The 7,343-nt window shown below is 62.0% G+C and carries 11 protein-coding genes; 7 read left to right on the forward strand and 4 right to left on the reverse strand.

Annotated features, from left to right (window positions below):
* Window positions 1–7: 7 nt before the first annotated feature.
* From ispH to NKJ06_RS19490, 6 genes are all read left to right on the forward strand, one after another.
* Window positions 8–1,018, forward strand: coding sequence for a 4-hydroxy-3-methylbut-2-enyl diphosphate reductase (gene ispH, locus NKJ06_RS19465; RefSeq protein ID WP_023759136.1), 1,011 nt, complete (start codon window positions 8–10; stop codon window positions 1,016–1,018).
* Between the two features lie 5 nt (window positions 1,019–1,023).
* Window positions 1,024–1,986 carry a homoserine kinase gene (locus NKJ06_RS19470; RefSeq protein WP_352626584.1) on the forward strand — a complete coding sequence of 321 codons (963 nt, stop codon included), beginning with the start codon at window positions 1,024–1,026 and terminating at the stop codon, window positions 1,984–1,986.
* Window positions 1,987–1,997: 11 nt separating this feature from the next.
* Complete coding sequence (rnhA, locus tag NKJ06_RS19475; protein WP_352626585.1) at window positions 1,998–2,528, forward strand: ribonuclease HI; 531 nt, start codon at window positions 1,998–2,000, stop codon at window positions 2,526–2,528.
* Window positions 2,529–2,567: 39 nt separating this feature from the next.
* On the forward strand, window positions 2,568–3,146 hold the full coding sequence (locus NKJ06_RS19480) for a histidine phosphatase family protein (RefSeq protein WP_352626587.1): 579 nt from the start codon (window positions 2,568–2,570) through the stop codon (window positions 3,144–3,146).
* A gap of 101 nt (window positions 3,147–3,247) precedes the next feature.
* A complete protein-coding gene (locus tag NKJ06_RS19485) occupies window positions 3,248–3,541 on the forward strand; it encodes a ribbon-helix-helix domain-containing protein (RefSeq protein WP_352626588.1) in 294 nt (97 codons plus the stop codon).
* Window positions 3,531–3,845, forward strand: a complete 315-nt coding sequence (locus tag NKJ06_RS19490) for a type II toxin-antitoxin system RelE/ParE family toxin (protein ID WP_352626590.1) — start codon at window positions 3,531–3,533, stop codon at window positions 3,843–3,845. Before NKJ06_RS19485 ends, NKJ06_RS19490 begins: the two co-directional genes overlap by 11 nt.
* 4 nt (window positions 3,846–3,849) lie before the next feature.
* Here NKJ06_RS19490 and NKJ06_RS19495 read toward each other — a convergent pair whose 3' ends face one another.
* The 3 genes from NKJ06_RS19495 to NKJ06_RS19505 all read right to left on the reverse strand — a co-directional run bounded on the left by NKJ06_RS19495 (window position 3,850) and on the right by NKJ06_RS19505 (window position 5,781).
* Window positions 3,850–4,326, reverse strand: coding sequence for a DUF2938 domain-containing protein (locus tag NKJ06_RS19495; protein WP_352626591.1), 477 nt, complete (start codon window positions 4,324–4,326; stop codon window positions 3,850–3,852).
* A gap of 79 nt (window positions 4,327–4,405) precedes the next feature.
* Window positions 4,406–4,888: a peroxiredoxin gene (locus NKJ06_RS19500; RefSeq protein ID WP_352626592.1), complete on the reverse strand. Its 483-nt coding sequence runs from the start codon at window positions 4,886–4,888 to the stop codon at window positions 4,406–4,408.
* Between the two features lie 86 nt (window positions 4,889–4,974).
* Window positions 4,975–5,781 carry a protein-disulfide reductase DsbD domain-containing protein gene (locus NKJ06_RS19505; RefSeq protein WP_352626594.1) on the reverse strand — a complete coding sequence of 269 codons (807 nt, stop codon included), beginning with the start codon at window positions 5,779–5,781 and terminating at the stop codon, window positions 4,975–4,977.
* 170 nt (window positions 5,782–5,951) lie between these two features.
* On the opposite strand from NKJ06_RS19505, the gene NKJ06_RS19510 reads away from it, so the two are divergent.
* Window positions 5,952–6,560, forward strand: a complete 609-nt coding sequence (locus NKJ06_RS19510) for a YqgE/AlgH family protein (RefSeq protein ID WP_292185166.1) — start codon at window positions 5,952–5,954, stop codon at window positions 6,558–6,560.
* Between the two features lie 5 nt (window positions 6,561–6,565).
* Here NKJ06_RS19510 and NKJ06_RS19515 read toward each other — a convergent pair.
* Window positions 6,566–7,343 (reverse strand): putative bifunctional diguanylate cyclase/phosphodiesterase (locus NKJ06_RS19515; RefSeq protein WP_352810422.1); only part of this gene is annotated, 778 nt, incomplete at its 5' end.

Raw genomic sequence — 7,343 nt, forward strand, 5'->3', positions numbered from 1 at the left:
CGGATTCATGCTTCAGACAACGACCAAACCACCTTTGACGATCCGGCTCTGCCAGCCGCGCGGCTTTTGCGCCGGTGTCGACCGTGCCATCCAGATCGTCGTACTGGCGCTGAAGAAATATGGCGCGCCGGTCTATGTCCGCCACGAGATCGTGCACAACCGTTACGTCGTCGAGGGGCTGCAAAGCCTTGGCGCCGTCTTCATCGAGGAACTCTCCGAGATCCCGGCCGAACACCGGCAGTCGCCAGTCGTGTTCTCGGCGCATGGCGTACCGAAGTCGGTGCCGGCGGATGCCCAGGCACGCAACCTCTTCTATCTCGATGCCACCTGCCCGCTAGTGTCGAAGGTTCACAAACAGGCAATGCGCCATCAGCGGCTTGGCAGGCATGTGCTCTTGATTGGCCATGCCGGACATCCCGAGGTGATCGGCACCATGGGCCAACTGCCGGACGGCGCGGTGACGCTGATCGAGACCGAAGCCGATGCCGCCAAGCTCGCGCCTGCCGACCCGCAGGCGCTCGGCTTCGTTACCCAGACCACGCTGTCGGTCGAGGACACCGCCGGCATCATCCGCGCCTTGCAGGATCGCTTTCCAGCCCTGCAGGCGCCGGCGGCGGAATCGATCTGCTACGCCACCACCAATCGCCAGGAGGCGGTCAAGGAGACCGCGGCCGGCGCCGATCTCTATTTGATCGTCGGCGCACCCAATTCCTCCAACTCGCGGCGCCTCGTCGAAGTGGCGGAACGTGCCGGCGCCTCGATGTCGCTTCTCGTGCAGCGCGCCGCCGAGATTCCGTGGAATGACATCGCCAACATCTCGACGCTTGGCCTGTCGGCCGGCGCATCGGCGCCCGAAATCATCGTCGACGAGATCATCGACGCGTTCCGGCAACGTTTCGACGTGACGATCGACCTGGCCATCACGGCCACGGAAACGGAGGATTTTCCGGTCATGCGGGTACTGCGCGATGTCGAACTGACGCGGGCCGACATGGCCTTCGTCAATGGAGCCGCGTAAGGCACATGGCGGTCTACACCGACGTTGCGGAAGGCGAACTCAGCGCGTTCCTGAAGCACTATCCGGTCGGCGAACTCCTGTCTTACAAGGGCATCGCCGAAGGCACCGAGAACTCGAACTTCCTGCTGCACACCTCCAGCGGCTCCTACATCCTGACGCTCTACGAAAAGCGGGTCGACAAGGCGGATCTGCCGTTTTTCCTCGGGCTGATGGGCCATCTCGCAAAAAAGGGCGTGTCCTGCCCGCTGCCGGTGACCGCGGATGACGGCAGCGTCATCGGCACGCTCGCCGGCCGGCCGGCTGTCATCATCACCTTCCTCGAAGGGCTTTCGCTGCGGCGGCCGACAGCGACGCATTGCGGCGAGGTCGGCAAGGCGCTGGCGCAGTTGCATCTGGCCGGCGCCGATTTTTCGATGACGCGTCCGAATGCGCTGGCCATCGACGGCTGGCGCAAGCTCTGGAACGCATCCCGCGACCGCGCCGATGAAGTCGAGCCAGGCCTTGCGGCCGAGGTCGATGCCGACTTCGCCGATTTCGAGCGCAACTGGCCGAAAGACCTGCCGCAAGGCATCATCCATGCCGATCTTTTCCCGGACAACGTCTTCTTCCTCGGTGAAAAGCTTTCCGGTCTGATCGATTTCTATTTCGCTTGCGACGACCTCTACGCCTACGATGTCGCCACCTGCCTCAATGCCTGGTGCTTCGAGAAGGATTTTTCCTTCAACCTCACCAAGGGTAGGGCGTTGCTTGCCGGCTATCAGAGCGTGCGTCCCCTAAGCGACCAGGAGAAGGCGGCGCTGCCGATGCTGGCGCGCGGTTCGGCGCTGCGCTTCATGCTGACCCGGCTGTACGATTGGCTAACCGTGCCCGATGGCGGGCTGGTGATGAAACGCGACCCGACCGAGTATATCCGCAGGATGCGGTTCCATCGGGCGATCAAATCTCCTTCGGAATATGGATTGGCCTAATATGGGGTATCATGAGCAAGCAGGTTGAGATCTTCACCGACGGCGCCTGTTCGGGCAATCCCGGTCCCGGCGGCTGGGGCGCGATCCTGCGCTTCAATGGCACCACCAAGGAGCTTTCCGGCGGTGAGGCCGAGACGACCAACAACCGCATGGAACTTCTCGCCGCCATCTCGGCGCTGAACGCGCTGAAGGAACCTTGCGCGGTCGAACTTCACACCGACAGCAAATATGTCATGGATGGCATCTCCAAGTGGATCCACGGCTGGAAGAAGAACGGCTGGAAGACCGCCGACAAGAAGCCTGTGAAGAACGGCGAGCTCTGGCAGGCGCTCGATGAAGCCAACCGGCGCCACAAAGTCACCTGGAACTGGGTCAGGGGCCATGCGGGCCATACCGAGAACGAGCGTGCCGATGAACTCGCGCGCGAAGGCATGGCGCCGTTCAAGAAGGGTCCATTCAAGCCTGCTGTGGCCTCAAAGCCAGCTGTGCAGACAAAACAGCCGGCAGTCGCAAAGGTGCGGCGCTCAACCCAGAGCTATTGATCCCGAGAGCGGGGCGGCTCTCGCCCGAGGACCTCTGTCGTGCCGATCCTCTACTACGTCACGCATCCTCAGGTTCAGGTCGATGCCAATGTTCCGGTGCCGGAATGGGGGCTATCCGACATAGGACGGGCGAGAGCGTTTGCAATGCTCGATCAGCCCTGGGTCGGGTCGATCCGGCGTATCGTGTCGTCGGCTGAACGCAAGGCGATGGAAACCGCCGAGATCCTCGCAGCGCATCTGCGTCTTGCCATCGAGGTGAGGGAACGGATGCACGAGAACGATCGCTCGGCAACGGGCTTTCTGCCGCCGCCGGAGTTCGAAGCGGTCGCGGACCAGTTCTTTGCCAATCCACACAAAAGCATTCGCGGATGGGAAAGAGCCATCGATGCGCAGCATCGTATCGTGAGCGAGGTCGACACCGTGCTCCGCACCAACGACGCCGACGACATTGTTTTCGTGGGTCATGGAGGCGTGGGAACGCTGCTGTTGCTATCCCTCAGTGGTCGCGAGATCAGCCGCGAAGCGGATCAGCCAGCCGGTGGCGGCAACTGTTTTGCTTACGATATCGGCGTTCGCGATGTTATCCATGGATGGCGGCCGATCGACAGGCTGCCTTGATCTGTAGGCGTACGCATAGGGCTAGGACGGACTTTTCTGGTGGCTATGCAGTTGCTCAAGGATATGGATGGGAGTAATATTTCCTACTATAGAGCAATGTAATGAGGAAGCAGCGTGGCAAACGTGGAAAAAATGAGCTTGCTGTGACCCCGCAACAGGCCGCCATCATGCGAGAAGCTGTGGAAGCGGGCGAGTATGCCACTGCAAGCGAGATTGTGCGTGAAGCGGTGCGGGATTGGTTGGCCAAGCGCGAACTGCGGCATGACGATATCCGCCGGCTGAGGCAGTTGTGGGATGAAGGCAAGGCAAGCGGGAGACCGGAGCCTGCGGATTTCGATGCGTTGCGAAGGGAAGCTCGGCGAAAGCTGACGGAAGCTTCACCGAATGGCCGCTAGGCTAGTCTGGTCACCTGCGGCCAAAGCGGACCTCATCGACATCTACGTGATGATAGGCAGCGAAAACATACGGGCCGCCGATCGATATTATGATCAGATAGAAGCGCGGGCCATGCAGATGGCAGACCAGCCGCGCATGGGTGATAGGCGACCGGACATTAGGTCTTCCGCACGAATGCTGGTGGAGGCGCCGTTTGTACTGCTCTACGAAACGATTCCGGACGCAGACGATGGCCCCCCTGTTGAGTGGGTTGAAATCGTCTGTGTGGTGGACGGGCGGAGGGATCTGAACCGTTTGTTCTAGCTGTCTATCGTATCAGCAGTGCTGTGCCCCAAAGCCCGAGCGCGAACACCGTGTGCGACACCAAATTGAGCGCCCGGATCAGCATCGGATTGGGTCGCTTCGATGCTGCCCAGCCGGCGCCCATGCCGGGCGCCAGCAGGAACCAGCCGGCGCCGACGGTGACGATGCCGAGGATGAAGGCCGGCAGGAACGTCGGCGCGGCAAGCCAGCCTGCTCCGGCCAGCACCACCAGGATGACGCCGTAGACGATGCCAACAAAATAATGAAAGGCCCAGCCCAGCGCTTTTTCATGCGCGTAGGGCGCTGCACCGCCGATATCGTCGTGAAAGATCTTGTCGCGCAGATGCCAGACCCAGCGACCGACCGGCCCCCAGTTCGGTCGTGGTTGGCCGAACGCCTTGTGCAGGAACATGGCCCACAGGTCCATCGCCACGGTGGCGCCGATGCCGATCACGATAGCGCGCCAGAAGATGTCAAACATCGCTAAGTCCCCCAAAGGCAAGCCCTGGACTACAGGCGCGATCGTGGTTGCGATCCCACGCCCGACGCTGCGCTGAAGTTCAGAGCTGCCCCAGAATATGAGCCGCGCCGGACTCGTCGACACCGGGCTTGGTCTCGACATTGAGTGCTGTGACCTTGCCGTCGTCGACGATCATCGAAAACCGCTTCGAGCGCAGCCCCATGCCGCCTGCGGAAAGGTCATTGTCGAGGCCCACCGCCTTGGCGAAATCGCCACTGCCGTCGGCGAGGAACAGGATCTTGCCCTCACCGCCGGTGAAGCGCGCCCAGGCGCCCATGACGTGCACATCGTTGACCGAAACGACGGCGATGGTGTCGACACCGCGCGCCAGGATGGCGTCATGGTTTTCGAGATAGCCCGGCAAATGGTTGTTGCTGCAGGTCGGCGTAAAGGCGCCGGGAACTCCAAACAGCACGACCTTCTTGCCCGAGAAGATCTCGGCCCCGGTGATCGGCTTGGCGCCATCGGCAGTCATCGTCTTGAAGGTCACATCAGGCAGCTTGTCGCCAACGGAAATGGTCATGAATTCCTCGCTTGGGGAAAGTTGGGAAGAATGTGTCATTGCGTAGCGAACTCAACGGCTTCCTGCAACCGTTCGGGCAGGCTGGATCAAGGGAAAGGCAGAACCCCTTCGACCGCACCCGACGAACTCGTCAGCGTATAGTGAAGCCCGCCATCCGTCGGCGTCGTCGAAGGGCGATCGAGGATCGGCACGGTGAAGATCAGCTTGCCGTCCTTTTCGCTGCGCGCTGGAGTGCCGAACATATAGTCCCGCTCGCCGGCAACGAAGAAATCCGCTGCTTCCGGGTCGCCGGGGAAGCTCGCCTCGACAATCAGCGTCTCGTGGTCGCCGGGCAGCACATTGATGCCGAAATCGGACCTCGCGGGCGCCGGCAGTGCCGTGAAACTTGCCTTCACCAGCGCCGCGTCCTCGGCATTGTCCGGATCGGAAGCAGGGTCGACGGTCAGCCGCGTCTGCACCGGAATGCAGATCGTTTCGCAGATGCCGAGAAAGATGTCGGCATCGATCACCGCCGGCTGGTTCGGCGTCGCCAGCGTGAATGTCACCGGCAGGGAAACCGGATAATTGTAGCCAGCCCATTTGCCATAGCCGTCATCATGGCGCTGGGGGGCAGGAAACGACAGAGCGGCGTCGGCGATGTTGGTGCTGCCTGAGATGTCGAGCTGCGGCGGCACTCCCGCGTCGCCCGGATCGCGCCAGTAGGTCTTCCAGCCGGGCTTGAGCGCTATGTCGAGAACGCCCTGGATGCGGCCGGCGTCATCGGCTTTGCCTGATGTCACCAGCCGGACCTTGCCGCCTTCGCTGTTGTACCATGCGGATGAAGAGGCGGCGGCGGGAAGAGCGGTTGCCGATCCGATGGCAGCGCCGAGCAGCAGGATTTTCAAGCTTTGCATGGCGGTGATTTGATCGTCCGTTCGTGGCCGCGCAATGATCTCATGGCCTTGCCGGTATCATATTTGCGTGACTTCGAGGGGAGAAATGCTCGATCCGACGCCACAGGCTTTGGTAGAATCCCGCACGGCGCATCTTTTCGACGCTTTGGAAACGCGTTACGCTCCCCTTCATGGACTTGTTGCGCCACAAGAAGACGGTCGCCAGCCGCGGCTTTCTCGACGATCAGTTCCTGATTGCCATGCCCGGCATGAAGGACGACCGTTTCACGCGCTCGGTCATCTATGTCTGCGCGCACTCGGATGAAGGCGCCATGGGCCTGATCATCAACCAGACGCAGCAGATGCTGTTTCCGGACCTGCTGGTGCAACTGGGCATCATGAACGAACAGGAGGCGATCCGCTTGCCGGCGCAAGCCCGCGACTTCGTCGTGCGCAACGGCGGGCCCGTTGACCGCAGCCGGGGCTTCGTCCTGCATTCGGGCGACTACCGGGTGGAATCGTCGCTGACCGTTTCGGACGACATCTGCCTGACCGCGACCGTCGACATATTGCGCGCCATATCGTCGGGGCGCGGGCCTCGTCACGCGCTGATGGCGCTCGGCTATTCCGGCTGGGGCGCCGGCCAGCTGGAGACCGAGATCGCCGAGAATGGCTGGCTGACCTGCCCGGCCAATGCCGAGCTTCTGTTCGACACCGACATCGAGCGCAAATACGATCGGATCCTCGCCGCGATCGGCATCGATCTGGCGCATCTCAGTCTCGCCGCCGGGCACGCCTAAGCCTCTTACGCTTGCGTCAGCGGATACTGTTCCTTCAGCGTCTTCAGCACCTGGTCGCCCGGCATCGGCGCGCCGAACATGAAGCTCTGGACATATTCGCAGCCCATCTGACGCAATTCCAGCGCATCGCTTTCGTCCGAAATGCCCTCGGCGACCACAGACAGGCCGAGTTCATGCGCCATGTTGACCATCGATTTGAGCAGCACCGCGCGCTTCGGCGTGTTGTCGTCGACGAAACTCTTGTCGATCTTGATGGTGTCGAAGGGGAAACGCGTCAGATAGGCCAATGAGGAATAGCCGGTGCCGAAATCGTCCAGCGACAGGCCGATGCCGAGCTGCTTCAGCTTGGTCAGCACATGGGCGGTCTGCTCGGGATTGTCCATGACAAGCGATTCGGTGAGTTCGAGGCGGAAGCAGCGCGGCTTCAGATTGGCCCGCGCGATGACCGAGCGGACATCGCTCACCAGATCGCGGCGGATCAGCTGGCGGCTCGACAAATTGACCGAGACCGACAGCGGCGCGTCGCCGATCTGCTTTTGCCAGCCGGCAAGGTCTTCCGCCGCCTGCTGCATGGCGAACAGGCCAAGCTGCACGATCAGCCCGCAGCTCTCGGCGACCGGGATGAAATCCGCCGGCGGGATCATGCCGCGGCGTGGATGGTCCCAGCGCAGCAGCGCCTCGAAGCCGGCGACGCTGCCATCCTCGAGGCGCACGATCGGCTGGTAGGCGAGCGTGAATTCGCGCCGTTCGATGGCGCGGCGCAGGTCGGATTCGGACTGCAGC

The organism is Mesorhizobium sp. M0293, assembly GCF_040321735.1.
GTDB lineage: Bacteria > Pseudomonadota > Alphaproteobacteria > Rhizobiales > Rhizobiaceae > Mesorhizobium.

Coding starts and splice junctions, on each gene's coding strand:
- ispH (WP_023759136.1), top strand. CDS start 8: ATGCTTCAGACAACGACCAAACCACCTTTGACGATCCGGCTCTGCCAG.
- NKJ06_RS19495 (WP_352626591.1), bottom strand. CDS start 4,326: ATGTTTGACATCTTCTGGCGCGCTATCGTGATCGGCATCGGCGCCACC.
- NKJ06_RS19485 (WP_352626588.1), top strand. CDS start 3,248: ATGAGGAAGCAGCGTGGCAAACGTGGAAAAAATGAGCTTGCTGTGACC.
- NKJ06_RS19490 (WP_352626590.1), top strand. CDS start 3,531: ATGGCCGCTAGGCTAGTCTGGTCACCTGCGGCCAAAGCGGACCTCATC.
- rnhA (WP_352626585.1), top strand. CDS start 1,998: ATGAGCAAGCAGGTTGAGATCTTCACCGACGGCGCCTGTTCGGGCAAT.
- NKJ06_RS19505 (WP_352626594.1), bottom strand. CDS start 5,781: ATGCAAAGCTTGAAAATCCTGCTGCTCGGCGCTGCCATCGGATCGGCA.
- NKJ06_RS19500 (WP_352626592.1), bottom strand. CDS start 4,888: ATGACCATTTCCGTTGGCGACAAGCTGCCTGATGTGACCTTCAAGACG.
- NKJ06_RS19510 (WP_292185166.1), top strand. CDS start 5,952: ATGGACTTGTTGCGCCACAAGAAGACGGTCGCCAGCCGCGGCTTTCTC.
- NKJ06_RS19470 (WP_352626584.1), top strand. CDS start 1,024: ATGGCGGTCTACACCGACGTTGCGGAAGGCGAACTCAGCGCGTTCCTG.